Origin of the sequence: Roseovarius sp. 217 (assembly GCF_000152845.1) — a bacterium.
Classification (GTDB): Bacteria; Pseudomonadota; Alphaproteobacteria; order Rhodobacterales; family Rhodobacteraceae; genus Roseovarius.
Genome location: NZ_CH902584.1, coordinates 3,691,452 through 3,716,214 on the forward strand (window position 1 = coordinate 3,691,452; position 24,763 = coordinate 3,716,214).

Here is a 24,763-nt window from a genome sequence, read left to right on the forward strand (position 1 = left end):
CCCTTTCAGTGCTTTGGCGCGGGTAGGATGGGCTTAGCCCTCGGCGGGCTCGGTTTTGGAGAGCACCTGCGCGATGGTGGCGCGCACGACGCGAACCTTCACGCCGTCGGCCAATTCAACCTCGATTTCACTGTCATCCTTGACCTTCGACACCTTGCCGATCAGACCGCCTTGCGTCACCACCTGATCGCCCCGACGCAGCGCCTCGACCATCGCCTTGTGTTCTTTGAGCTTCTTTTGTTGCGGACGGATCAGCAGGAAATACATGATCGCAAAGATCAGAATGAGCGGGATGAACTGGCCAAAGGCTTCCATGGGGTATCCTCTATCTGTGGCGCGGACACCTGCCCGCGAATTGCCCGGAAACCTAGGCGCGGCGGGGGGTATTTGCAAGGCGCGAAAGCATGGCGCAGGCCCGGTTTCTGGTGCATAACGCCGCCCAAGCGATTCACCGATAGCTCCAAGGACCAAGGCCATGCACGATATCCGCGCCATCCGCGAGACCCCCGACGCCTTTGACGCCGCCCTCGCGCGCCGTGGTCTGGCCCCGGTCACGCCAGAGATCCTCGCGCTCGATGAGGCCCGTCGCACCCGCATCCACGCGGCTGAAACCGCGCAAGCCGAGCAGAACCGCGCCAGCAAAGAAGCAGGTGCCGCCAAAGGGCGCGGCGATGAAGCGGAATTTGAGCGGCTTCGCGCATTGGTGGCAGATAAAAAGGCTGAAATGGCCGCAATGCAGGCCGAGGCTAAGGCGCTCGACATGCAACTGACGGATCACTTGATGGCCCTGCCCAACCTGCCCTTTGACGATGTGCCAGACGGCACAGACGAGAGCGGCAATGTCGAGCTGCGCCGTTGGGGCACGCCCGCCATTTTCGATTTCCAACCCAAAGAGCATTACGAGATCACCGGCGTGCAGCCGGGAATGGATTTCGAGACCGCCGCCAAACTCTCCGGCGCGCGCTTTGTGGTCCTCTCTGGCAGCATCGCCCGCCTGCACCGCGCCTTGGCGCAATTCATGCTCGACACCCATATCGAGGAAAACGGGTTGCAAGAGACATGGACCCCCGTGCTCGTGCGCCCCGAAATGATGCTGGGCACCGGGCAATTGCCAAAATTCGGCGAGGACAGCTATGAGACCACCAATGGCTGGTGGCTGGTGCCCACCGCCGAGGTAACGCTCACCAATATCGTGCATGGCGAGACGGTCGAGGCCGCCACCCTACCGCGCCGCTACGTGGCCCACACCCAATGCTTCCGCTCCGAGGCAGGCAGCGCGGGTCGGGACACGGCAGGCATGCTGCGCCAACACCAGTTCGAAAAGGTCGAAATGGTCTCGATCACCCACCCCGACGAGAGCCGCGCCGAGTTAGACCGCATGACCGGCTGTGCCGAAGGCATCCTCGAGCGGCTTGGCCTGCCCTATCGCACCATCGTGCTTTGCACCGGCGACATGGGCTTTGGCGCGCGCCGCACCCATGACATCGAGGTCTGGCTGCCGGGGCAAAACACCTACCGCGAGATTTCCTCGGTCTCCGTCTGCGGCGACTTTCAAGCGCGCCGCATGAACGCCCGCTTCAAACCGCAAGGCGGCGGCAAACCCGAATTCCTCCATACTCTCAACGGCTCCGGCCTCGCCGTCGGTCGCTGCCTGATCGCGGTCTTGGAAAACGGCCAACAGGCCGACGGCTCCGTCCGTATCCCCGACGCCCTGCACCCCTACCTGCGCGGCAAGACGATCCTCAACGCGGATGGCAGCCTGGGGTAAAGCAGCTTGCGTCTGATCCGGCTCGCATCGCCCCGGGCCTGACCCGGGGCCTCCACGCGGCCTCGGCGCGGTCCCGGGTCAAGCCCGGGACGGATGTGGTTTCGATCGAGCGCGAAAGTCCAGAGAGCGGACGGGGCTGTAATTGGCCTCGAAGCATTCAATGACCGCAACAAGCTCAATCCTACCGTTCGGCGCTGGTGCGTACAAATTCTAGAAGCCACGGTTTATAGCCAGTCCGGCGGCGGCCCCATAGGCTGCACCCATTCGAGGCCAGTCTTTTCCGTTAATCGCTTCAACTGCTTTTCGGTTTGTTCAAACAAGAATTGACCAAGCCACTTGATAAGTTCTTCCCACTCAGGGGGGGCACCAAGACACATCGCCATTTCCGCGCCAGTTTTTAAGGTAACTCGTTCTCCTTCAATCAAAATATTTACTGAGTTATCTACAGATGCGTGAGCGCCGTCATGCGCATACCGCTTATTCCTTAGCTGAATTATTTCTTCATGAACTGACTTTAGGTGCTGCGGAACCTTACCGTTGCTTACTTTTCTAGAACCACTGACAAAAACTCTTGAATACTCAACTGCGAGAGCGGCTTGCATCATGTCAATTTCGAAGATCAGCTCCATACTAAAGTCTTCTGGCTTCCATGGTCCCAGCTTCTTTAGACGCCCATATATGAAGGAGACTTTTGAGAACGAATAAGCGTTCTGTACGTCTTGGGCTAATCGGGAAATATCATCTCCGTGCTCGGCATAAAGTCTTTCGATCGCAGGATCTTGGTCTGACATTCGGGTCTCACTTGTCGCTACTTAGCAGGTCAATTTGATCAGCATAGCAGCCGATTACGCATTACGCAGCATCATGCACTATGGACTCAAACCTGACCCACCGCATTCCAGCGCGAATGTCCGATTTCGGTTTTAGCTCAACGGTATGACGTGAAAGTCATCTCACCTGCCAACTCCCCCTACTCCGCCGCCACCATGCGCGCCGTTTCAGCCTTTGGAAACGGCACCAGCCGCCCCGCCGCCTCATCCCAGAGCTTCAACCGGAAACTGCGGATCGCCTCGGGCCAGCGGATCACGTCATGGGACCGCAAGCTGTCGGGTAGATCATTCTGACACCGCCGCAGGTTGTAGGACGGGATGCCGGGGTTGTAGTGGTGCAGGTCGTGATAAGCGATATTGCCCGTCCCCAGATCCCACAACCATCCCAGATCAAGCGAGCTTGACCCCACAAGCGTCGCCTTGCGGAAATCCAGCGACGGTTTGCGGTCCCAATAGGTCTCTTCGAAATTATGCTGGAGAAAGACCAAAAAGACCCCGATCACCCCAGCAATCACCGCACTCAGACACCAAACCAAGACACCCGTCACGCCAAACATGGTCCACACAAGCCCAATAAAGCCCATCAACATCACGTTATGCGCGATGACCCCCCATACGCCCACCAGCCGGGTGTTGCGCGGCCAGCGATAGGCGATGAAATAGGCATAAATCCCGCCCAACGACAGCATCACCAGCGGATTGCGATACATGCGATACCACAGCCGCCGCGACCAAGGTGCGGCCTGCCATTCGGCCAGCGTCATCGTATAGACCTCGGTCGTCTCGCGATGATCCAGATTGCCGAGATAGGCGTGATGCTGATTGTGATTGTATTGCATGACCCGGTAAGGGGTCAGGGAAAAGATCGACAGCAGATGACCCGCCGCGTCATTCATCCGGCGATTGGCAAACAGCGACTGATGCCCACAATCATGTTGCAGCACATAGAGCCGAACCGAAGCAAAGGCCATCACTACGATCAGCACCCCTGCCCCGACCCACTGCTGGTGCATCGCGAGCCACGCTCCAAAGATCAAAGCGCTTGCATAGGTCGCGAATGTCCCTGTCAACGACACTGCGCCGCGCAAGTCGCTCTTGGCCGTATAGGGTTTTAGAAACGCGCGTAGTGCAGCCTGATCGGGGGTCTCGGTCACGTCAGCCTCCTTGCCACAGAGAGGTAACAGTCTTACGTACCAAGGATTTGAACTTGTCGGCGACGAATGCAAGAGGGCAAATTCGATTTTCATCTCGATGCCCCCTTGATAGGAGCATCGGCTAGTCGCTCGGACGGCCCGACAAATGCTTGCGTAGGCTCGACGGGCCCGCCTTCTTTTTGGCCTTGTAGGGGTTCTTGTCCGCCTGACTGCGGAAATAGAGGCGGATCGGCGTGCCGGGCATGTCGAAATCCGTGCGCAACCCGTTGACCAGATAGCGCGAATAGCTCTCGGGCAATTTTTCCGGATGGCTGCACATGACGACAAATCCCGGTGGTCGCGTCTTGGCCTGGGTCATGTAGCGGAGCTTCACGCGCTTGCCACCCGGTGCGGGGGGCGGATGCTGCTCTAGCATTCCCACCAGCCAGCGGTTGAGTTGCGCCGTGGTCACACGCCGGTTCCAGACTTCATGCGCCTTGGAGACGGCATCGCGCAGCCGGTCGAGCCCCTTGCCGGTCTTGGCGGACACTGTCACCAGCGGCGCACCGCGCAACTGCGGCAAGAGTCGCTCAAAGGCCTCGCGCAATTCGCGGATCTTGTCGCTCTTGTCGGGTTCCATATCCCATTTGTTGATGGCGACCACGACCGCGCGCCCCTCGCGCTCGGCCAGATCAGCAATCCGCAAATCCTGTTGTTCAAACGGAATCGCAGCATCCAACAGAACCACAACCACTTCGGCGAATTTTACCGCCCTTAGCCCATCCGACACGGACAGCTTTTCCAGCTTGTCTTGAATCCGCGCCTTTTTTCGCATGCCCGCCGTGTCGAAAATCCGCACCGGCAACCCATCCCAGTCGATCTGGAGTGAGATGGCATCGCGCGTGATCCCGGCCTCAGGGCCAGTCAAGAGCCGCTCTTCGCCAAGGATCTTGTTGATCAGCGTCGATTTTCCTGCATTGGGTCTCCCCACGACCGCGACCTGCATCGGGCGCGCCTTGGTGGGCTTGCGGTAAGTCAGATCCTCGTCGTCCTCGTCTTCCTCAAGGGCAACGTCAACTTCGGGCGCTTCTGCCTCGGCACGTTTTTCAAAGGCGTCCGACAGCGGCATCAATTGGGAATAGAGGTCGTTCAGACCCTCGCCGTGCTCAGCCGACAGGCGAATAGGCTCGCCCAGCCCCAGACCCCAGGCCTCTATCACGCCCGCATCCGCTGCCGACCCCTCGGCCTTATTGGCCGCAAGGATTACATGGGCTGAGCGTTTGCGCAGGATTTCAGCCAGAATCTCATCGGTAGGGGTCACGCCCGCGCGCGCATCAATCAAAAAGAGGCAGACATCTGCCATGTCGACCGCGCGCTCCGTCAGCTTGCGCATGCGACCCTGAAGGCTCTCGTCCGTGGCCTCTTCCAGACCGGCGGTATCAATGACGGTGAACCGCAGATCACCCAGCCGTGCCGCACCTTCGCGCAGATCACGCGTGACGCCGGGCTGGTTATCAACCAGAGCAAGGCGCTTGCCCACCAGACGGTTGAACAGCGTCGATTTGCCAACATTGGGACGGCCCACGATGGCGAGAGAAAAGGTCATGTTGCGGCTCCGGTGCGGATCAAGTGGCCCTGATACAGGATCGCGCGCTCAACGGAAAGCCAGCAATTGACCCTTTTTCGATACGACGTAAAGCGTGTTGCCAGCCACCACTGGATTGGACGTGGCCCCACCCGGAAGACTGCGCGCGCCCGTCAACTGACCAGAGGCCGGATCGAAAAATCGCAACTGCCCATCACCAGAAGCCAGAATCAACTGACCACCGGCCAGAATGGGTCCGAAATGGCCGACGATCTCGGCTTGGCGCTTGGGTTTGCGATCCGCAAAGAGCGGCAGTTCGTGGCCCCAAATGCGTGTGCCATCCTCGGTCGAGAGACGCACCAATTCATTGCGGTCCGTAACCATAAAGACCGAGTCACCCGCAGGCCACACCGGATTGAGCGGACCTTCTTCAGCCGTCCACAGCCGATTGCCGCTGCCAAGGCTCAGGGCCACCATGCGGCCAGAGTGACTGCCAGTGTAAATCCGGTCGCCCACAACCACCGGATCGCCGGTGATGTCATCCACGCGCGCACTCGCCACGCCCAACCGCTCGCCAGCGATTTGGGCATCCCATAGACGCAGACCACCTTGGCGGAACGCTCCCTGCAATTCCCCCGCACCAAAGGCAAAAACCACATATTTGTCGGTAATCGCCGGGGCCGGCCCGCCCAGAACGTTGTGAATATCCGGCGTGCCGCTCAACTGCCATGCAATCCGCCCGGTATCTGTTTCCAGCGCCCAAGCGACGTCGTCGCCCGCAACCACATAGACCAGCCCGTCCAACACGGCAGGATTTCCGGTTCCCGTCGATCCAAGCTCTTGTTGCCAGACCACAGCCCCCGTTGCAGGATCAAGCGCGGTCAAACGGCCAAAACCTGATGAAACAAAGAGCTTGCCGTCGCCATAGGCCAAACCGCCGCCGCTTGCGTTGCTCGAGTTGTCATTCGCCGGAGTGAGATCGGTTGTCCAGAGCAGTTGTCCAGCGGTCGAGACCGCCGCCACCTGTGCCTCTGCGTCAAGGGTGAACACCCGCCCTTGTGCCACGACCGGATCTGCCGTGATCCGAACACGCCGCCCGTCGCCTGCACCGATATTGACGGTCCACGCCAATTGTGGCGCGCGCCCAAGCGCCGGATGCGCCGTGCGTGTTGCAGGCGAGCCGATCCGTTGCCGCCAGTCTGCATTCACCGTCGCTGCTGGCAAGGCAACTGGACGAACCTGATTTTCCGGGGTCACGTCGGTCTGCGCGCGTGCCGCCTCGCTCTGGAGCACCTCGCGAATACCTTCCCGCTCGCCACTTAGAATCTGTGTTTTCTTACTACAGGCCGTAAGGGCAAGGACTGCAACCAGTCCAAGGATCAATCCGTTCGGTTTCACTGCTCTTGCCCTCATGCTTAGTCTGCTGCCGCCCCGTCAGCCCTTGGCCCGAAGCCGCATCTGTTATTCACCCACGGTCGTCGCACCCTGCACCGGTTCCGGCAAGTCGGGCAAGTCTTCACCAAGGGCCACAATCACTTGTGTAACCCGTCTACGCAAGCCTGTCGTGGCCTCGGCATCGGTGGCGATCGCGGTCAGCCGCGCGACAGCCTCGGTGCGATTGCCGGTTTCAAGATCAATCAAGGCAAGCTGTTCCTCGGCCAAAAGCCGCAAAACACCGCCGCTGAGGGCCAAACCGTTCAACCGCGTGCGCCGTGCCTCGGCATCAAGCCCAGACCCCGGCAGCATCACAGCCTTGAGTGTGGCGAGGTTGCGATATACCGCATCCACGTCCGGGCGATCGGCAAGCGCCAGCAGGCGTTCCGCCGCTGTCTCGGGGGTCTCCGCCGCCGCCTCTGCCGCAGCCAAAAGCGCAATCACCGCCTCTGTCTGCGGGTTCTGCACCTCGATGGCGTTCAGGGCATCGGCGCGCGCAGCGCGGTCTTCCGTCGCCAAAGCGGCAAGCATCGCATCGCCAAGCGCCTGCGCAGCAGCCCGGTCCTGCGCCTTGCGCCATTCATTCCACGCAGCCCCGCCCACCAGCATGAGGATCGCCAGAACCGCAATCCAGCCATATCGACGCATCAGCGCGAAAAGCCGATCGCGGCGGACCTCTTCTGTGACCTCGTCGATGAAACTGTCGGTATTGCTCACGCCGCGCCCCCTTTGGAGTTTTGCCCCTCTTAACCCGAAGCCTGCGCCCTGCCAAGGGGCGCTGCGCCCCAGACGCAGAGACATGCTTGCAGCACGCAACGGAAAAGAATAATCTGAACCGGTCAGTTTAGCGTATCTCGTTCATGTCTGTTGCCCCTGTACCAGACACCCCGTTACGCCACCGCGGTCCAAAGGTATATACATGCGTTTGCTTCCTGTTTTCATAGCCTTGGTGGTGACCGCCCTGATCTATACCCTTGTGTTCGAGCATGAGCGCTTCACAGACACTCCGCCAACCTCCGCCGCCGAGAGCGTCACGCCATCAACCACCGAGGACGGCACATTGAGCGAGACTGACATCATGCGCGTTGTCGCCGTCCGATCTGTGGGCCGCGACGTGGACAGCGCCGTCGTCGTGCGCGGCCGGACCGAAGCGGACCGAACTGTCGAGTTGCGCGCCGAAACCTCTGGCCTCGTGATCAACGATCCGCGGCGCAAAGGCACGATGGTCGAACAAGGTGACCTCCTCTGTCGCCTTGATCCCGCCGCCCGCGAGGCAACTTTGGCCGAGGCACGCGCCCACCTCCTCGAGGCGCAAAGCCGTGTTCCCGAATCCGAAGCGCGTGCCAACGAGGCCCGCGCGCAACTGGAAGAGGCGCAGATCAATGCCAACGCCGCCGAAAACCTAGTGCAGGACGGCTATGCCTCACAGACCCGCGTCGCCGCAACCCGTGCAGCTGTCAGCTCTGCCCAGGCGGCGGTGCAATCGGCGACCTCTGGCCTTGAGGCGGCGCGCGCCGGGATCGAATCCGCCCGCGCCGCTGTCGCCGCCGCTGAACAGGAGATCGAGCGCCTGACCATCTCCGCACCCTTCGCTGGCGTGCTTGACACCGACACCGCCGAAATCGGCAGCCTGCTGCAACCCGGCGCGCTTTGTGCCACAGTACTGCAACTAGACCCGATCACCTTGGTGGGCTTCGTTTCCGAGATGCAGGTGGCCCGTGTGGAACTGGACGCGCCCGCGAGTGCTCGCATGGCCTCCGGTCGCGAGGTCGAAGGGCGCGTGACCTTTGTCTCCCGGTCCGCCGATGACACCACCCGGACCTTTCGTATCGAAGTAAAGGTGCCAAACCCGGACATCAGCCTGCGCGATGGCGAGACCGCCGAGATCATGATCGGCGCCGAAGGTCGGATTGCCCATTTGCTCCCGCAATCGGCCTTGACCCTGAATGACGAGGGGACCTTGGGTCTCCGGATCGTAGACACAGAAAAACGCGCGCAATTCACAGCCGTCACCCTCTTGCGGGATAGCCCCTCTGGCGTCTGGGTGACCGGCTTGCCGGATGAGGCGGATGTCATCATAATCGGACAGGAATATGTGACCGACGGTGTTCTCGTCGAACCTGTCTATCAGGAACTGGGCCAATGACCGGCCTTGTCGACTGGGCCGCTGCCCGCGCGCGCATGGTGCTGGCCTTTATCGCGCTCTCGATCCTTGCGGGGACCATGGCCTATATCGGTCTGCCCAAAGAGGGCGAGCCAGACATCGAGGTGCCCGCTCTCTTCATTTCGGTTCCCTTTCCCGGCATTTCCGCCGAGGACAGCGAGAAACTGCTCGTCAAGGTGATGGAAACCGAGTTGAGCGACCTTGACGGGCTCAAAAAAATGACCGGCACCGCCGCCGAAAATTACGGCGGCGTGGCGCTCGAATTCGAATTCGGCTGGGACAAGACCAAGACCCTCGCCGATGTGCGCGACGCGATGGACACTGCCGAGGCGGATTTTCCCGAAGGGGCCGAGAAATACACCCTGAACGAGGTGAATTTCAGCGAATTCCCGATCATCATCGTCAATCTGTCCGGCCCGGTGCCAGAACGCACCATGTCGCGACTCGCCAATGATCTGCAAGACACGCTCGAGGGGTTGGAGCCGGTTCTGGAGGCGGGAATCGCGGGCAATCGTGAAGAGATGCTCGAGGTCATCATCGACCCCCTGCGCCTTGAAGCCTATAACGTCACGGCCCTTGATCTCATCAATGTCGTGCGCAACAACAACCAGCTTATTGCGGCAGGCGAGGTGGATACCGTCCAAGGGGCCTTCGCTGTCAAGATCCCGTCGTCCTTTGAGGATACCAGCGATTTCTACAACCTGCCGGTCAAAACCAATGGCGACAGTGTCGTGCGGCTTGGCGACTTGGCCACGATCAACCTGACCTTCGAGGATCGTCTCGGCACGGCGCGCTTTAACGGAGAGACCACGGTCGCACTGCAAGTTGTAAAACGCAAAGGCTTCAACATCATCGAGACCGCAGATCTGGTGCGCAAAGTGGTGGCCGAGGCCGAAAAGACATGGCCGAAAGAGTTGCAGGTTGCAGTCAATGTCGGCACATCGAATGATCAGTCGCGCACCGTGGCCTCGATGGTCAGCCAACTCGAAGGCTCTGTTCTGACAGCAATCGCACTCGTGATGATTGTCACGCTGGCTGCCTTGGGCATTCGGCCAGCGTTGCTCGTTGGCTTCTCGATTCCCACCTCATTCCTCTTGTGTTTCGCTCTCCTGGCCGTGATGGGCGTCGCGATTTCCAATATCGTCATGTTCGGCTTGATTCTCGCCGTGGGCATGCTGGTGGACGGCGCAATCGTGGTGGTGGAATACGCCGACAAACGCATCTCCGAAGGCGAAGGCCCGATGCACGCCTATGTGGGGGCGGCCAAGCGCATGTTTTGGCCTGTGGTCAGTTCAACCGCGACGACGCTTTGCGCCTTCCTTCCGATGCTCTTTTGGCCAGGGATTCCGGGTCAGTTCATGGGCATGCTGCCGGTCACGCTGATCTTCGTGCTGTCAGCCTCGCTCTTGGTGGCACTGGTCTATTTACCTGTCATGGGCGGCGTCACGGGTCGATTGGAGCGGTGGCTCAATGATCGCACCGAACAGATTGCCGCCGGCTACTGGCTCTGGCACGTGCTGCTCTTGCCGGGTGCAATCGCAGTGGTGCTTTTGGCCGGTCAGACTTTACCTGCACTCTTGAAAGAGGTCAGCGCACAATTCGCAGGCATGGACGGCGGACAGATCATCGGGTCGGTCGTGCCAGTGCTGATCACGGTGTTTGGCTTGCTCTTGGGGGTGTCACTTCTGGCCGCTTGTGGGCTTGCCGGGGTCATCGCCACACTCCTCTCATTGCTGGCATTTCCACGCCGGGCAGGCAATCTCCTGCGAGCAAAACGTAGGCAACTCTTTCCGCCGCGCAAACCGCGGGTTCAAAGTGGCTATCAACGGTCGGCCTTTGGCTGGGTGATCCATATGATCACCGGCAATCCCATCGCGCCACTTCTGGCTTTTGCGGCGATCTTCGTGCTCGTGGGTTCTGTTTTGATGTTCTACATCAACAACAGCAACGGCACCGAATTCTTTGTGGACAGCGAACCCGAACGGGGCGTTGTCTATGTCCGCGGTCGCGGTAACCTGTCGATTGAACAAAAAGACCAATTGGTCAATCAGGTCGAAGATATCATCCGCGCGCATCCCGGTATTCAAACGGCCTTTGCCTTTGCCGGAGATGGTGGGCTCAACACCAATACCGGCGGCGCTCAGCCTCCGCGCGACACAATCGGCCAGGTGCAGTTTGAAACGATCCCATGGGAGGATCGCCCACAGTCCCGCGAGACATGGTTTACAATCCCGCTGCTCAATGTGGCAGTGTCGCGAGACGTTGTTGCCGCCGAGTTTGACGGCGACGCTGTGATCTCCGAACTGACAGCCGAGATGCAACAGATCCCCGGCATCAAGATCGAAATCCTCGCGCAGTCCCGTGGTCCCGCTTCTGCCAAACCGCTGCACCTGCGCATCAAGAGCGACAACTGGGACGATCTCATCGCCTTCACAGAAGTGGCGCGGCAGAAATTCGAAGCGACGCAAGGCCTGCATCAGATCGAGGATACCTTGCCCCTGCCCGGCATCGACTGGCAGATCGACGTTGATGTCGAGAAGGCCGGTCGATTCGGCGCAGATGTCGCGACCGTGGGCGCTATGGTCCAACTTGTCACGCGCGGCATCCTACTCGACACGATGCGCGTGGACAGCAGCGACGAGGAAATCGAAATTCGCGTGCGCCTGCCCGACGAGGACCGCGTGCTCTCGACCCTCGACAGTCTGAAGGTGCGCACAGACGACGGACTTGTGCCGCTCTCGAATTTCATCACCCGCAAACCGGTCAAGCAATTGGCCCAGATCGACCGCATCGACCAGACGCGTTTCTTTGACATAAAGGCCGCCGTTGAGGATGGATTATTTCGTAACATATCCGGCTCAGATGTTACAGAACGTAAGGTCCCGATCACCGCAAATGAGCGAACAGAGCATCTAACCGAATGGTTGGACTCGGGCGTTCTGCCGCCCGGGATCAGCTATGAATGGACCGGCGACGCCGAGGATCAAGAGGAATCCGGCGCCTTCCTGCAACAGGCCTTTGCGGGCGCGCTTGGCCTGATGTTCATCATTCTACTGGCGCAATTCAACAGTGTTTACAATGCTGTACTGGTTCTTTTGGCAGTCGTTCTGTCGACCACCGGCGTCCTCATTGGCATGCTGGTGATGGATCAGCCTTTCTCGATCATCATGACCGGCACCGGCATCGTGGCCCTCGCAGGGATTGTCGTGAACAACAACATTGTCTTGATCGACACCTACCAAGATTACGCCCGCTACATGCCAAAAATCGAAGCCATAACCCGAACGGCTCAGGATCGCATCCGCCCAGTCCTGCTAACGACGATCACCACCATGGCAGGCCTTGCGCCAATGATGTTTGGGCTCAGCCTTGACTTTGTGAATGGCGGCTATGCCTTTGATAGTCCTACAGCTTTATGGTGGAAGCAGCTTGCGACAGCGGTGGTTTTTGGTCTCGGCATTGCCACGGTTCTGACGTTGATTTTCACACCCGCGATGCTGGCACTCAGGATCTGGGCAGGGACCTATCTGCTCTGGGGGGCTCAATTGCTGGCCAAACTCTCAATGGGTCGTACCAGCCGTGCGGCACGGGACTGGGCGCTCGCAGCGTCAGCCCGGCAAATGCAGCAGGCCGATATCGTGTGGCCGGACGAAACTATGACGCCCTCTCCTTACGGCAAACACGCAGAGACCGAGACTCCGCGACTGAAAGACATTGAGCCCGTTCAAGACACGCGTGGCGACGGGTCGCCCCTACGCGCCGCAGAGTGATTCCGTGAAATTGCAGGCTGAACCGAAGACATCGGAAGCATTCTGCCCTAATTTCCGGCAAGCATCTATGGCTACAGGAAACAAAGCGACCATTTGCGCCAGATCGTTTCCATTACAGGGTTTCGCTTAGCGCAATGCTTGAAATATGTCGAAAATCTGGCATAACTCAGGCTTGAATTAGACGCATATTCTTGGGGAGACTTTAAATGTTTGACTGGTTTTGGAACGGATGGGTCGGCACAACATCAATAGACGGATCGTCCTCTGCTTCCTCTGTTCCTGAAATGGACGCGGCGAGCGGCACACTCGCAATTGCAGTCGTGCTTGCCGCGCTTGTGCTAGCTTGGGAAATCAAACGCCGTCGCGCGCGGAACTGAACAGTTTAGGTCAGATCAGCGCCCAATCCCCCCTCCAAAGGGCGACGGCGGCGATAACAGCATTGGCAACAGAATGGGCGGCAATGGCATCAGCCAGCCGCCCTTTTTGCATGTAAAGGAGAGAAAAAAGAACACCTGCCAAAGCCGCCTCGATCCAGCGTCCATGGACAAGGGCGAAGAGGCCAGCGGAGACGGCAACCGCGACAACTCGGCTCACTACCGTTCCACGATCCAGACGCGCCTGAACATAACCCCGAAATAGCAATTCCTCGATCACGGGAACCAGAGCGACTGTTCCGAGAATGCGCAGAGTGGCCCATGCGGCGAATGCCATTCCGCTCAGATTGAGAAGCGCCTCAACGGGAGGCGCAGACGGAGGGGCCGTAGCGATCCAAGCCACCCCGACAATGAGACCCGCGAACACTGACAACATTGAAGGCCACGCAACGTAGCGCGCGAGCGTCCCTCGAACCCACCACAAGGCAGTGAGCATCATTCCCACTTGTAGCGGGTAGGCAAGGGTCGGTTCTGTCCAGAAGGCCTGTGCAATCAGACCAGAGATCGCGAAGACGATAAAAGGCAGAATACGCCCTGCCGTATCGTCCTCTGCCAGCGGAGAGCACGTTCGCAAGTGTAGTCCAGATATCGCCTGAAGCGCATAGCCGCTGCGTCCAACCACGACGAGGACCCCGATCGACAGAGCCGTGAACATGAGCCAACCGGCAAAGCTGTGAAAGCCATTGACCGCCAGTTCGGGCGACACATGCACGCCGAGTAGGATCAAAACCGTGATCCGGACGGCGTTGAACAGCCAACTGACCAACAGCGCCAACGGCCAGATCACGAGACCGAACCGACGTAGCCGTAACTCATCGCGAAAGAGCACTCCGTAAAGAGCCAGAAAGGCGGTGATCAACACCAGACCTTCTATGCCGGAACAGCTGTCGGCCACCATAACCTGAAACTCTGGCGTACCTATTACATAGCTTGCGGGATCAACAACGACGTCTTCCGAAAATAAACGCAGCAACAGGAACACGGTGATGAACGTGACATCGGTCACAGCCTGCACAGTCCAAAGAGGCCCCGCCAGAACCACCGCTCCCGGAAGCGCTGCGGCAAAGATCGCAATTGCAAGCAACGACCGGCGACGCCCATGCAACCACTCAGACCATGCCTCAATTCGCATAAGCCAGAAGACTCCGCCAAAGGCTGCCATCATTGCGCCCAAACCAGCCAACGGAAATATTCCCTTGAACTGCGCGCTTAGGTCTTCAGGCGAAATCAGGAGCAATGGGGCTATCATGCAAAAAACACCAGCGCCGTGCAAAACCGCCCATCGACGCCCACCTGGCGCATGTGCGGTGGCTCGTGCAAAGTCAACCTGCGCCGCAGGCCGCGCCCAGAGATAAATCCCCATAAGTGAACTGGAACAGACCAACCAAAGCGCCAGCAACCGCAGCCCTCGGCAAGCGTCCTCGATTCCCGTAGCTCGGCATTCCAGATCGCTGAAAACCTGATACCCCAGAACAAGTAGCGCCATCTCGGCGATATAAAGCGCGCCAAGGTTTATCGCCCGTCTAGGCAAGGTCAGGGTTTCAGATTGCTGAGTCATCCTCACGCTATTAGATCATCCACGCTGTGATAATGTGGCAAGGCTAGGGCGATTTGCGGGACGCCTTCATAGTCCTAGTTTGTCGCGCATGAACGCCAGAGCCACCGACAACCCATCAGGTGCGATACCGTGCCCCGTTCCCTTCATGATATGCGCGTAGACATCCTGCCATCCGGCGCCCTGTAATGCCTCGGCCGCCTGTGGCAGAGACTGCACCGGCACCACCTCATCGGCATCGCCATGCACCAATAGAACCGGCGGGCGGCTCTGCACGTCGTCCGCAAGAGATTCGGGCGACAAAAGCCGTCCGGAAAAGGCGACAACACCGGCCAAGGCGTCTTCGCGTCGAGGGGCCACATGCAGCGCCATCATTGTCCCTTGGGAGAAGCCAAAAAGAACCACTTGCTCGGGCAGGAGATCTTCGTCCACCATCAGAGCATCAAGGAATGCGTTGAGATCCGCTACTGCTGACACCAGCCCTCGGTGGGATTCTTCCTCGCTGGACCCATCGATCCAGGGGATCGGGAACCATTGCAGCCCAAAGGGCATGCCTGGAATGCTCTCAGGCGCGTCAGGGGCTACAAAGAGCGTGTCAGGCAAATGGTCTGCCAGTGGGTCCGCCAACCCCAACAAGTCCGCCCCGTTCGCACCGTATCCATGCAAGAAAACCACAGCCGAGCGTGTCTCGCCTGAAAGCGGCTCCTTGCGATCTGCTGTCAAAACCCGTGTCATCTGATCCCTTCCCTATCCTTGGCGATCCGGTAATAGGCCCACAGCAACCGCGCCGCAACGGACCGCCATGGCGACCATGCCTCTGCCATTTGACGCAGTGCACGTTCCTTTGGTCGCTCGGGAAGGTCGTAGAGCAGCCGCGCAGCCTCTTGCAAGGCCAGATCGCCCGGTGCAAAGACGTCGGCACGGCCAAGGCTGAACATCGCGTATATTTCTGCCGTCCAGACGCCAATTCCAGGCACTTGTGTGAGCGTAGCGATCACGTCTTGGGTCGGTTCCGTGCGCAGAGCAGGATAGTCAATTCTTGCCTCTGCGAGCGCGCGGGCGTAGCGCGCCTTTTGTCGGCTAAGGCCCACCGCGCGCAGGTCGTCGTCACTGACCGCGACAATTCGCTCGGGTTCAGTAAACCCGGCCCCCTCAAGCCGTGACCAGATCGCATTGGCCGAGGCGACGCTGACCTGTTGGCTGACGATCGCACTGAGAAGTTGTGCAAACCCGTCCGGGTTCCGCCGCAGAGGTAACGGCCCGGTCAACCCTTGCGCGTGACGCATGCGCGGACAGATCGCGGCGAGATGTGCCGCCCCAGCGGCCACGTCCAGATCTGTCTCGATGGTCCGCCCCGTCATAAGCCCCGCACCCAATCCAGTGCCTCCGAGACGGTTTCGACCCGCATCGCAATGGGTTGGGGCGGGCGAGCGATCATGGCAACCGGCAGGCCGAGCGTGCGCGCCGCCGCGAGCTTGCTTTCAGAATCTCGACCACCGGCGTTTTTGACAACAAGCCAGTCCACGCCAAGGCGCTCAAATAGACCGCGTTCTGCTTCAATGGTGAAGGGTGGGCGACCCACGAGATACTCTCCATTCTCAAATGGAAAAGCCTCATCTGGCAGATCCACTACCCGGCAGATCAGGTGTCGTCCGGTCAGATTCGCAAAGCGAGTGACACCTTGCCGCCCCGTAGCCAGAAAGACGGTCATCCCCTTGGGAATATGCGCCGCCGCGTCCTCCTCTGCCGTTAGTAACGTCCAATGATCCCCCGCGATGGGCGCCCATTCCGGTCGCAAGAGCTGGCAATATGGCACGTTTTTGGTCGCGCAGATCCGCGCTGTCCGCTCTGAAATGCGCGACGCAAATGGATGGGTAGCATCAAGGACCGCTGTGATCCCTGCTTCCACAAGATATCGGACAAAACCGGACTCTCCGCCAAAGCCACCAATCCGGGTCGGCAATTCTAACGGGCGCGGCCGCCGTGTGGCACCGGCAAGCGAGGCAATAGCGGCGCGTCTCTCAGACGCCAAGACCTGAGCCAAATATCTTGCCTCCGCCGTACCCGCCAGAAGCAAGAGCGTCATTGGCTGCCCGCCCTCGCCAGGATAGTACCGGCGCGGTCAATCACCACAGTATCGACCTCGACACCCTCTGGTAGCATCGCAAGCACCTTATCACGGCTTTCATGCGCAACCCATTTTGCCATATTTTCCCCCGCGAATTCAGATGCTTGCAGTGCTGTATTCATGTACTTTAGATTCGGTAAATCCAACGCGTCGGCAAGGCCTTGAAAATCTACCTGACTGCGTCCCGAATGGAGATCACGGGCCCCTTGCGCCAGTTTGACCATCTTACCGATACCTCCACCGATGGTCAGGCGCGGCAACGGATGTTTTGCAAGGTATTTCAGCAAACCACCGGCAAAATCCCCCATGTCCAACATGGCGTGGTCAGGCAAATCATAGAGTCCTTGGACCACGCGTTCGCTGGTAGCCCCGGTGCAACCCGCCACATGGGTCAAACCGGACCCGCGCGCAACGTCGATTCCGCGATGTATGGAAGCGATCCATGCCGCACAGGAAAACGGTCGCACAATCCCTGTGGTGCCAAGGATCGACAATCCGCCCTTGATTCCCAACCTCGAATTCCACGTCTTTTGCGCAAGGGACGCGCCCCCGGGAACGGATACTGTGATCTCGATATCGGGGCTCTCGCATAGACGCTCAGCCATGTCGCTTACCGTGGCCTCCATCATCTGGCGTGGCACCGGATTTATGGCGGGCTCACCCGGCGGGATGGGCAGGCCTGGCATGGTGACATGCCCTACGCCCTCGCCCGCGCGAAATACCACGCCCCCCGCAGACCGTGCCACGCGCGCGATAATCATCGCACCATGCGTTACATCCGGGTCGTCGCCCGCATCTTTGATGACCCCTGCCTCGGCCCAGCCTTCACCGCTTGCATGATGGGCGATGTCAAACTCTGGCGTCTCGCCACGCGGCAAGGTGATGCGCACCCGTCGCACAGCACCTTCTCCCCATAGCAAACTCAGCGCCGCCCGCGTCGCAGCGGTGGCGCAAGCGCCCGTGGTCCAGCCACGGCGCAGAGGAGTGTCAGGTTTGCGGGTCATCTTCACGCGGAACTATAGGCGCGCCAACGCCCGAGGCCAAATGCCAAATCCAAGGGCATGCAACAGCGCCCCGCGAACCGCGCGGGGCGCTGTCTGTGTCATTCCGCGGCGATATTCGCCGCCTCGACCTTGACGGCCGAGAATTTGAACTCAGGGATCTTGCCATAGGGGTCGACCGCTGGATTGGTCAGGATATTCGCGGCTGCTTCAACAAATGCAAAGGGCAAGAACACCATATCCGGTGCCACCGCGCGATCAGCACGCGCCATGATACGGATCGAGCCGCGCTTGGTGGTCAACTGCACCAGCCCTCCCGGCTCTACACCCAACTTGCGAAGTGTCGAGGGGTGAATCGAGCAGTTCGCCTCTGGCTCGACTGCATCGAGCACGCTGGCGCGGCGGGTCATGGACCCGGTGTGCCAATGCTCAAGTTGCCGCCCCGTGGTCAGAATCATCGGATAGTCGGCGTCTGGCACATCGTCAGGCGGGATGATGGCCGCCGGAGTGAATTTCGCCCGTCCCTCGGGACGTGGGAAACCATCACCGAACACAACCGCCTCACCCGGTTGATCGGGGCCTTTGCAGGGATAGGTCACAGCCCCTTCCCGCTCCAACCGCTCCCATGTGATATTGTCGAGCGACCGCATGTTGACCTTCATCTCGGCAAAGACATCGGCCGGGCTGTCGTAAGACCAATCAAGCCCGATGCGGTTCGCCAACTCAACCGTGATGGCCCAGTCCTCGCGCGCCTCGCCCGGAGGGGAAACCGCGGAACGGCCCATTTGTACCTGACGGTTGGTATTGGTTACAGTGCCAGATTTCTCATAAAACGCGCTCGCAGGCAGGATCACATCGGCATAGTTTGCCGTCTCGGTGATAAAGATATCCTGTACGACGAGATGCTCGAGCTTGGCCAATGCATCGCGGGCGTGCTCCACGTCCGGGTCGGACATCGCCGGGTTTTCGCCCAGAATATACATGCCCTTGATCTTGTCTTCATGGACCGCATCCATGATCTCGGTCACGGTCAGGCCCTTTTGGTTCGAGAAGTCGCCCGATTGCCAGACTTCGGTGAAGGCGCGTCGCACGCCATCATCGGTCACGGTCTGATAATCCGGCAGGAACATCGGCACCAGTCCCGCATCCGAGGCACCTTGCACGTTGTTCTGGCCGCGCAGCGGGTGCAACCCTGTACCGGGACGGCCCACATGGCCGCACATCAGCGCCAGAGAGATCAAGCAGCGCGAATTGTCGGTGCCGTGGATATGCTGGCTAACGCCCATCCCCCAAAAGATCATGCCTGCCTTGGCCCCGGCAAAATCGCGGGCGACGGCGCGCAACGTCTCGGCGGGAACGCCGCAGATTGCTGCCATTTTCTCGGGCGGGAACTGGGCAAGATGTTTCTTTTCGGCCTCCCAGTTCTCAGTGAAGGCAGCGATATATTGCTGGTCGTAAAGCCCTTCCTCAACGATCACATGGCAGATCGCGTTCAACATTGCCACATCCGCACCCGGACGGAATTGCAGCATATGGGTGGCAAAGCGCTTCATGCCCTGGCCGCGCGGGTCCATGACGATGAGCTTGCCACCGCGCTTGGTGAATTGCTTGAAATAGGTCGCGGCGACAGGGTGGTTCTCAAGCGGATTTGCCCCGATGATGATCGCTACATCGGCATTTTCGATCTGGTTGAAGGTCGCCGTCACGGCACCCGACCCGACATTCTCGATCAGCGCCGCCACTGAGGAGGCATGGCAGAGTCGCGTGCAGTGGTCGACGTTGTTGTGACCAAAGCCCTGACGGATGAATTTTTGAAAGAGATAGGCTTCTTCGTTGGTGCATTTTGCGCTACCGAAACCCGCCACGCTGGTGCCGCCATTGATGTCTTTGAGACCTTTGAGCGCCCCAGCCGCCAAATCGAGCGCCTCGTCCCACTCAGCTTCCCGAAACACTTCCTGCCAGTTTCCGGGATCGACGTTCAGGCCCTTGGCGGGCGCATCATCGCGGCGGATCAGCGGTTTGGTCAGACGGTGCGGATGGTGGATATAGTCAAACCCAAAACGCCCTTTGACGCACAGACGTCCTTCATTGGCCGGGCCGTTGATTCCTTCGACATACTTCACTTTGCCGTTCTTGACCTTGAGAGACACCTGACATCCCACGCCGCAGAACGGACAGATGCTTTTGACCTCTTCGTCAAAATCCGCGCTGTCACCCTGTTGGGCGTCATCCAGCACGGTGGCAGGCATCAGGGCGCCAGTCGGGCAGGCCTGCACGCATTCACCGCAGGCCACGCAAGTACTCGCACCCATCGGGTCGGCCAAGTCAAACACCGGGTAGGCATCATGCCCACGCCCTGCCATGCCAATCACGTCATTGACCTGCACTTCGCGGCAGGCGCGCACGCAGAGGCCACAGGAAATGCAGGCATCCAGATTTACCCGCATCGCGATGTGACTGTCGTCGAGCAGGGGAATGCGGCTGCGTTCGACTTTGGGAAAACGGCTTTCGGATACGCCATTGGCCGCAGCCATGTCCCACAAATGACTGGAGCGATCATGTGAAACCTCGCGTTCCGGCTGGTCTGCGAGCAGCATCTCGACCACCATCTTGCGCGCGGTTTCCGCACGAGAGGAGTTGGTCGTGACCACCATGCCCGCTTTGGCCTCGCGGATACACGACGCGACCAGCGTCCGTTCGCCCTCGACTTCGACCATACACGCGCGACAATTGCCATCGGGGCGATAGCCTGGTGCCGGCTTGTGACAGAGATGAGGGATGACCAGCCCGCGTCCGTTCGCGACTTCCCATATCGTCTGCCCCGCCTCTGCTTCGACTTCGTGGCCGTCCAGTACGAATGTGATCTTGTCGGTCATCAGCGCGCCTCCCTAGCTTTGGGCCTTTTTAAAGCATGCAGTGGCATCCAAGTGGCTGTCAATCCCGACACCTCACCCCATTTTTGCGCCACATTCGTCGAGGGGCTCCGGAATTGGCGATTCATTCTGGTCTAAATTCATTCTGGTCTAAATTCATTCTGGTCCAGACGTCACCTTGCTTTGCCGACGGCTCGCCGATGGGCGCTGTTCCAGATTATTTTACGCCGCACCTTTAACCCTCCGGCAACCGGCGCTAACGTCGCGCTGAAATCGGGAGGCGTTTAACTTGGCAGAGCTAATTCTGGTGCGGCATGGGCAGGCCAACAGCCATGCCACGGATGAGGCAGGCTATGATCGGCTTTCTCCACTCGGCGTGCAGCAGGCTGAATGGTTGGGTACGCATCTGGCTATGACAAATCCGCATTTCGACCATGTGATCACCGGAACTCTCAATCGTCAGGTCGGCACCGCCCGCGCCATGGGCTATCATATTACCGAGCAAGACCCGCGGTTGGATGAACTGAGCTATTTTGCCCTCGCCCGCGCCATCGAGGCGCAGCACGGGATTCCCGCGCCTGCCGACGCCACTGAATTTGCCCGCTACCTGCCGCAGGTGATCGAACACTGGGCGCGGGGCGATCTTGACGATGTGCCCGAGAGTTTCGAGCATTTCACGACCCGCATCACCAGCTTGATCGACGACATCTGCCACCACAACGGACGCATCCTGATCGTGACCTCGGGCGGCGTGATTGGCATGGTCATGCGTCACGTCCTCGGCCTCGATATTCCCGGCATGGCCAAGGTCATGTTGCAGGTGATGAACAGTTCCCTGCACCGGCTTGAACATGTGCATGACATGCTGATGCTGGGCACGTTCAACGCCACACCACATCTCGACACACCTGACCGGGCGCATGCCCGCACCTTTATCTGACAGTGAGAGGAACGCGCCATGAAACTCTACTACGCCAAAGGCACCATCTCGATTGCGGCGGTGATCGCGCTGCACGAGGCGGGGCTCGACTTTGAACCGGTGCGCCTCGATTTTCGGGCGGGAGAGCAATCCGGTGCCGCCTATCTCGCGATCAATCCCAAGGGACGAGTGCCGACACTCGTCACCGACCGGGGCATCCTGACCGAAACCGGCGCATTGCTTGATTACATTGCCGACATCGCCCCTCAGGCCGAATTGCGCCCCACCGATCCCTATCAAGCCGCCAAGATGCGTGAGGCCATGTATTATATCGCCTCCACCATGCATGTGAACCACGCCCACAAGATGCGCGGCCACCGTTGGGCCGACCAACAGAGCTCTTTCGACGATATGAAAACCAAATCGGTCCAGACCATGACCGACAGCGCGACCTATGTGGAACATAATCTCATCACAGGCCCCTTCGTTACAGGCGACACCCTAACGCTCGCCGACCCATATCTCTATGTCGCCTGCAACTGGCTCGAGGGCGATGGGGTAAAGCTGGCCGAGTTCCCAAAGATTGCCGCGTTCATGCAGGCAATGCGTGCCCGGCCCTCAGTGGCACGCGTGATTGCGGACGATATGATCTGAGGATTTGTAATGACACATCTCTGGGTGCGGGCCGAACAAAGACCGAATGAAGAACGCGTGGGACTAACGCCCGAAGGGGCGGCGCAACTGATCACCAAGGGCATTCGTGTCACTGTCGAAGAGAGCCACAACCGCGCCATTCCGATTGAGAGCTATCGCGCAGCGGGCTGCGAAATTGCGACTGAGAACTCTTGGCCGTCCGCGCCTACCGAAGCAATCATTTTTGGGCTCAAGGAACTCCCCGAGGATGACACGCCCCTGCCGCATCGGCACATCATGTTCGGCCACGCCTTCAAGGGACAGCATGCCGGGCGACGTCTCTTGCAGCGGTTCAAGGCCAGGGGCGGCACGCTCTATGATCTGGAATACCTCGTCGATGAAACGGGCCGCCGCGTCGCCGCGTTTGGCTATTGGGCGGGCTATGCGGGGGCGGCGGTGTCGCTCATGGCATGGACGGCACAACAGGGCGGCGCGATCTGCCCGCCCGTCGATACCTATCCGGGGCGCGACGCGCTGCTGGCCGATCTTGGCGCCCAGCTGGATGCCACGGGTGCGTCCCGCCCGCGCGCCATCGTCATTGGGGCCTTGGGGCGCGTGGGCACCGGTGCTGCGGATCTCTGCGAAGCGATGGATGTCACCGTCACCCGCTGGGACATGGCCGAGACCGCATCGGGGGGGCCTTTCCCGGAAATCCTCGCGCATGATATCTTCCTCAACTGCATCTTCGCGCGCCCCGGCACGCCGGTTTTCGTGCCGAAATCCGCGCTTGACCAGCCCCGCCAATTGACCGTGATCGGCGATGTGGCCTGCGACCCCGACAGCGATTACAACCCGGTGCCAGTTTATGACGCGGCGACCTCATGGGCAGCCCCGGTGTTGCGCGTGCATGACGCCCCACCGCTCGACGTGATGGCGATCGACAACCTGCCCTCGCTCTTGCCGGTTGAATCCTCACGGGATTACGCCGGGCAATTGCTGGCCTCGTTGCTGACCCTCGACACGCTGGATCAAGGGGTCTGGGGGCGCGCGGCAGAGACCTTTCACACCCATATGAACGACATCTGAATGGCACCCTATGTCGGATATCTGGCCGCCTTTCTGGGTACGATCTGCTGGATTCCGCAGGCGATCAAGGCCTGGGCCACGCGCGACACTTCGGGCCTGTCGCTCCCGTCGAACCTGCTCTTTCTGACCACAGTTTCCCTGTGGCTGGTCTATGGGCTGATAATCGGCGACTGGCCTCTCATTCTGGCCAATATCTGCGCCGTTCTGGCGATGCTGAGCATCGTCGCGGCGAAACTCCGTTATAAGTAAAAGGAGAGACGGACATGACAATCCACTGGTGCGGCACCGGCCTATCGGCCATCCCCGGCCTGCGACGGCTGATCGAGGCGGGGCATGAGGTGGCGGTCTGGAACCGTTCGACCCACAAGGCGCGGGCGGCGGTGGGCGATCTGACCGACAATATCCACGCCTTTGACAAGGATGAACTGGCGACGGCGCTCGAACCCGGTGACGTGGTCGTCTCGATGCTGCCCGGTGACTGGCACGTGCCACTGGCGGAACTCTGCCTTGAGAAGGGTGCGAATTTTGTGTCCTCATCCTACATCGCACCTGAAATGCGCGCGCTCGATCAGGCGGCGCGCGATAAAGGGCTGCGCTTTGTCAATGAAATTGGTCTTGATCCCGGCATCGATCATCTGATGGCGCATCATCTGGTGGCCGAATATCGCGCCTCCCCAGCCTTTGACGCAGGCAATGACCTCTGCTTCACCTCCTATTGCGGCGGCGTGCCGAAACGGCCCAACCCATTTCGATACAAGTTCAGCTGGTCGCCCTTGGGCGTGCTCAAGGCGCTGCGCTCGCCCTCGCGCTCAATCCGGAATTTCTCGGAGCTCAAGGTCGCGCGGCCATGGGACGCGATTTCCAGCTATGACGCCCCTTTGCCCGACCCCGAGATCTTCGAGGTTTACCCCAACCGCGATTCCCTGCCCTTCATCGCCGACTACCGGTTCGATCCCGACTGGCGGATCAAGGATTTCGTGCGCGGCACGCTGCGTCTGAATGGCTGGTCAGAGGCATGGAAGGAGGTCTTTGCCGAGATCGAGACGCTCAACGGTGCCGCGGGCGATGCCCGGCTCAAGGAGATGTCGGATCAGTTCTGGCAAGAGAACGCCTACGAGGAGGGCGAGCCAGACCGCGTGGTGCTCTGCGTTGATCTCAAGGCGGAAAAAGCCGGTAAACCCGTCTGGCATAAAACCTATGTGATGGACGCTTGGGGCGATGCGCGTGGCACGGCGATGGCGCGGCTGGTCTCGATTCCAGTCTCACTTGCCGTTGAGTCGGTGCTGGCGCGGGAAATACCCGCGGGCGTTAGCGCGGCACCGCATGATCCCAAGCTGGTCACGCGCTACCTCGACGAGGTCAAACGGCTGGCACAGCATCTGACGGTCGTGGATCACGTCGGCTGAGCGTTTCGGCGCAAGGTAAGGCTTGAGTATTTGCGCCAAGAAAA

At 59.8% G+C, this 24,763-nt stretch carries 21 protein-coding genes; 9 read left to right on the plus strand and 12 right to left on the minus strand.

Features of this window, described 5'->3' with window-relative positions:
* Positions 1–33: 33 nt before the first annotated feature.
* A complete protein-coding gene (yajC, locus tag ROS217_RS17705) occupies positions 34–315 on the minus strand; it encodes a preprotein translocase subunit YajC (protein ID WP_009819170.1) in 282 nt (93 codons plus the stop codon).
* 160 nt (positions 316–475) lie between these two features.
* Here yajC and serS point away from each other — a divergent pair, with 160 nt between their 5' ends.
* Positions 476–1,768 carry a serine--tRNA ligase gene (gene serS, locus ROS217_RS17710; protein ID WP_009819171.1) on the plus strand — a complete coding sequence of 431 codons (1,293 nt, stop codon included), beginning with the start codon at positions 476–478 and terminating at the stop codon, positions 1,766–1,768.
* Between the two features lie 224 nt (positions 1,769–1,992).
* Here the strand turns inward: serS and ROS217_RS17715 are convergent, their stop codons facing one another.
* From ROS217_RS17715 to ROS217_RS17735, 5 genes are all read right to left on the minus strand, one after another.
* Positions 1,993–2,559, minus strand: a complete 567-nt coding sequence (locus ROS217_RS17715) for a hypothetical protein (protein WP_009819172.1) — start codon at positions 2,557–2,559, stop codon at positions 1,993–1,995.
* A 179-nt stretch (positions 2,560–2,738) separates the two neighbouring features.
* Positions 2,739–3,752 (minus strand): fatty acid desaturase, encoded by a 1,014-nt coding sequence (locus tag ROS217_RS17720; protein WP_009819173.1) that lies wholly within the window; start codon positions 3,750–3,752, stop codon positions 2,739–2,741.
* A 121-nt stretch (positions 3,753–3,873) separates the two neighbouring features.
* Positions 3,874–5,337, minus strand: coding sequence for a ribosome biogenesis GTPase Der (gene der / locus ROS217_RS17725; RefSeq protein WP_009819174.1), 1,464 nt, complete (start codon positions 5,335–5,337; stop codon positions 3,874–3,876).
* Between the two features lie 48 nt (positions 5,338–5,385).
* On the minus strand, positions 5,386–6,729 hold the full coding sequence (locus ROS217_RS17730; RefSeq protein WP_040650720.1) for a PQQ-like beta-propeller repeat protein: 1,344 nt from the start codon (positions 6,727–6,729) through the stop codon (positions 5,386–5,388).
* Between the two features lie 48 nt (positions 6,730–6,777).
* Positions 6,778–7,467, minus strand: a complete 690-nt coding sequence (locus ROS217_RS17735; RefSeq protein ID WP_040651677.1) for a hypothetical protein — start codon at positions 7,465–7,467, stop codon at positions 6,778–6,780.
* Positions 7,468–7,669: 202 nt separating this feature from the next.
* On the opposite strand from ROS217_RS17735, the gene ROS217_RS17740 reads away from it, so the two are divergent.
* The 3 genes from ROS217_RS17740 to ROS217_RS24750 all read left to right on the plus strand — a co-directional run bounded on the left by ROS217_RS17740 (position 7,670) and on the right by ROS217_RS24750 (position 13,061).
* Entirely contained in the window at positions 7,670–8,896 is a 1,227-nt protein-coding gene (locus ROS217_RS17740) for an efflux RND transporter periplasmic adaptor subunit (RefSeq protein WP_040650721.1), read from the plus strand.
* Positions 8,893–12,684, plus strand: coding sequence for an efflux RND transporter permease subunit (locus tag ROS217_RS17745; protein ID WP_009819178.1), 3,792 nt, complete (start codon positions 8,893–8,895; stop codon positions 12,682–12,684). Before ROS217_RS17740 ends, ROS217_RS17745 begins: the two co-directional genes overlap by 4 nt.
* Before the next feature lie 284 nt (positions 12,685–12,968).
* Positions 12,969–13,061 (plus strand): VPEID-CTERM sorting domain-containing protein, encoded by a 93-nt coding sequence (locus ROS217_RS24750; RefSeq protein ID WP_254656488.1) that lies wholly within the window; start codon positions 12,969–12,971, stop codon positions 13,059–13,061.
* A 10-nt stretch (positions 13,062–13,071) separates the two neighbouring features.
* Here the strand turns inward: ROS217_RS24750 and xrtE are convergent, their stop codons facing one another.
* The 6 genes from xrtE to fdhF form a co-directional block, all read right to left on the minus strand.
* The gene (gene xrtE, locus ROS217_RS17750) at positions 13,072–14,676 is read right to left on the minus strand and encodes an exosortase E/protease, VPEID-CTERM system (protein ID WP_040650722.1); all 1,605 of its coding nucleotides are present in this window, start codon (positions 14,674–14,676) and stop codon (positions 13,072–13,074) included.
* 66 nt (positions 14,677–14,742) lie between these two features.
* Positions 14,743–15,408 carry an alpha/beta hydrolase gene (locus ROS217_RS17755; RefSeq protein ID WP_009819180.1) on the minus strand — a complete coding sequence of 222 codons (666 nt, stop codon included), beginning with the start codon at positions 15,406–15,408 and terminating at the stop codon, positions 14,743–14,745.
* Positions 15,405–16,034, minus strand: coding sequence for a DNA-3-methyladenine glycosylase family protein (locus ROS217_RS17760; protein WP_009819181.1), 630 nt, complete (start codon positions 16,032–16,034; stop codon positions 15,405–15,407). Before ROS217_RS17760 ends, ROS217_RS17755 begins: the two co-directional genes overlap by 4 nt.
* Positions 16,031–16,759 (minus strand): cobalt-precorrin-6A reductase, encoded by a 729-nt coding sequence (locus ROS217_RS17765; RefSeq protein ID WP_009819182.1) that lies wholly within the window; start codon positions 16,757–16,759, stop codon positions 16,031–16,033. The genes ROS217_RS17760 and ROS217_RS17765 overlap by 4 nt, the downstream gene beginning before the upstream one ends.
* Entirely contained in the window at positions 16,756–17,805 is a 1,050-nt protein-coding gene (locus ROS217_RS17770) for a cobalt-precorrin-5B (C(1))-methyltransferase (protein ID WP_009819183.1), read from the minus strand. The genes ROS217_RS17765 and ROS217_RS17770 overlap by 4 nt, the downstream gene beginning before the upstream one ends.
* Before the next feature lie 98 nt (positions 17,806–17,903).
* Complete coding sequence (gene fdhF, locus ROS217_RS17775) at positions 17,904–20,678, minus strand: formate dehydrogenase subunit alpha (RefSeq protein WP_009819184.1); 2,775 nt, start codon at positions 20,676–20,678, stop codon at positions 17,904–17,906.
* A gap of 286 nt (positions 20,679–20,964) precedes the next feature.
* On the opposite strand from fdhF, the gene ROS217_RS17780 reads away from it, so the two are divergent.
* The 5 genes from ROS217_RS17780 to ROS217_RS17800 are packed head-to-tail and all read left to right on the plus strand — an operon-like array spanning position 20,965 to position 24,719.
* A complete protein-coding gene (locus ROS217_RS17780) occupies positions 20,965–21,615 on the plus strand; it encodes a histidine phosphatase family protein (protein WP_009819185.1) in 651 nt (216 codons plus the stop codon).
* Between the two features lie 18 nt (positions 21,616–21,633).
* Positions 21,634–22,248, plus strand: a complete 615-nt coding sequence (locus ROS217_RS17785) for a glutathione S-transferase family protein (protein WP_009819186.1) — start codon at positions 21,634–21,636, stop codon at positions 22,246–22,248.
* 9 nt (positions 22,249–22,257) lie between these two features.
* Complete coding sequence (locus ROS217_RS17790; protein ID WP_009819187.1) at positions 22,258–23,313, plus strand: saccharopine dehydrogenase; 1,056 nt, start codon at positions 22,258–22,260, stop codon at positions 23,311–23,313.
* Entirely contained in the window at positions 23,314–23,562 is a 249-nt protein-coding gene (locus tag ROS217_RS17795; protein WP_009819188.1) for a SemiSWEET family sugar transporter, read from the plus strand.
* A 14-nt stretch (positions 23,563–23,576) separates the two neighbouring features.
* A complete protein-coding gene (locus ROS217_RS17800) occupies positions 23,577–24,719 on the plus strand; it encodes a saccharopine dehydrogenase family protein (RefSeq protein ID WP_009819189.1) in 1,143 nt (380 codons plus the stop codon).
* The last annotated feature ends 44 nt before the right edge of the window (positions 24,720–24,763 follow it).